Genomic DNA, 812 nt, shown 5'->3' with positions numbered 1-812 from the left:
GATGCGAGTTCTCTTGCCGCCCGGGCTGGTGAAATCGACCCACCAGGTACTGCCGCGTTTGAAAAGTGCCATGCTTTTACCTCCGCACGTTCACCTTGCAACGCTTGCCTGCTAGCAGCATAAAGCGAACGCAGGTAATTTTGCAGATCCTCCTCAAGAAACACCCATTGCTTGCCGGGCTTGGCGGCCGGAACCAAACCTTGCTTGGTTCGCCGCCGCAGCTCCTCTGGATGCATCTTCAAAACTTGAGCGGCCTCAGTCAGCGTTAGCGTCTGCATCTCAGCCCCCCAGCCCCAAGCCCCAAGCCATCACTGGATTGATCCCGACTCTTTTCAAGGTCCAGTGCCGAAGTTTTCAGATCCTATGTGGCCCCGCCGCACTCTGGACCGCCACAACCCGCGCATCCATGGGACTCAACTCTCGTTGTCTCTCGCATCACAGGCCTTGTGAGAGTCAAAGTTGCTTGTCCCTCATCCACGGAACTCCACTCTCGTTGTCTCTCGCATCACAGGCCTTGTGAGAGTCAAAGTTGTTTGTCCCTCATCCATGGGACTCCACTCTCGTTGTCTCTCGCATCACAGGCCTTGTGAGAGTCAAAGTTGTTTGTCCCTCATCCATGAGACTCAACTCTCGTTGTCTCTCGCATCACAGGCCTTGTGAGAGTCAAAGTTGTTTGTCCCTCATCCATGAGACTCAACTCTCGTTGTCTCTCGCATCACAGGCCTTGTGAGAGTCAAAGTTGCTTGTCCCTCATCCATGAGACTCAACTCTCGTTGTCTCTCGCATCACAGGCCTTGTGAGAGTCAAAGTTG

The 812-nt window shown here is 54.1% G+C and carries 1 protein-coding gene and 1 pseudogene; both read right to left on the bottom strand.

All coding sequences use genetic code 11. The features are described from left to right. Nucleotides 1-72 (bottom strand): hypothetical protein (locus ACZ2IA_RS23405; protein ID WP_495849314.1); only part of this gene is annotated, 72 nt, incomplete at its 3' end. A 113-nt stretch (nucleotides 73-185) separates the two neighbouring features. Beyond that, a pseudogene (locus tag ACZ2IA_RS23400) lies at nucleotides 186-236 on the bottom strand (hypothetical protein); the annotation flags it as partial. Nucleotides 237-812: the final 576 nt, after the last annotated feature.

The organism is Crenobacter sp. CS_VA4, from assembly GCF_055597485.1.
This window is presented reverse-complemented; position numbering and strand designations above follow the sequence as displayed.